This window comes from Dickeya undicola, from assembly GCF_000784735.1.
GTDB classification, from domain to species: domain Bacteria; phylum Pseudomonadota; class Gammaproteobacteria; order Enterobacterales; family Enterobacteriaceae; genus Dickeya; species Dickeya undicola.
In genome coordinates this window covers 1-565 of record NZ_JSYG01000073.1, presented here as the reverse complement: position 1 = coordinate 565, position 565 = coordinate 1, and the positions used below count along the sequence as shown (strand labels likewise).

At 67.6% G+C, this 565-nt stretch carries 1 protein-coding gene; it reads left to right on the top strand.

Annotated features, from left to right (window positions below):
* Window positions 1-565, top strand: a 565-nt coding sequence (locus OB87_RS19390; RefSeq protein WP_033571001.1) for a hypothetical protein, incomplete at both ends; no start/stop codon positions are given.

Sequence of the window (565 nt, the reverse complement as noted above, 5' to 3'; positions counted from 1 at the left end):
CAACCCGACGCTGAGCCAGCTCGGCCAGGTGGACAACGGCCTGTTTGGCGACCTGCGCGGCCTGCTGGGCCAGACGCCGGGCACCACGGTGCCGGTGGAGCGCAGCCAGACGCTGACCGACCCGACGCAGGTGCTGGGGTCGTCCTACCTGCTGGGCAAACTGAATCTGGACGCGGAGCACGACTACCGTTTTCTGGGCGACGCGGCGTTCGACACCCGCTATATCAGCAACGCGGTGCTGAGCCAGACCGGGCAGCGCTACCTGAACGGGGTGGGCTCGGAGCTGGCGCAGATGCAGCAGCTGATGGACAACGCGGCGGCGGAGAAAAGCCGGCTGAACCTGCAGCTGGGGGTGAGCCTGACGCCGGAGCAGGTGGCGGGGCTGAGCCACAGCCTGGTGTGGTGGGAGAACATCACGGTGGGCGGACAGACGGTGCTGGCGCCGAAGCTGTATCTGGCGCAGGCGGATAAAACCAACCTGCAGGGCAGCCGCATCGTGGCCAACAGTGTCAGCCTGAATGCGGGCGGGGATATCGACAACCGGGGCAGCACGGTGACGGCGGTG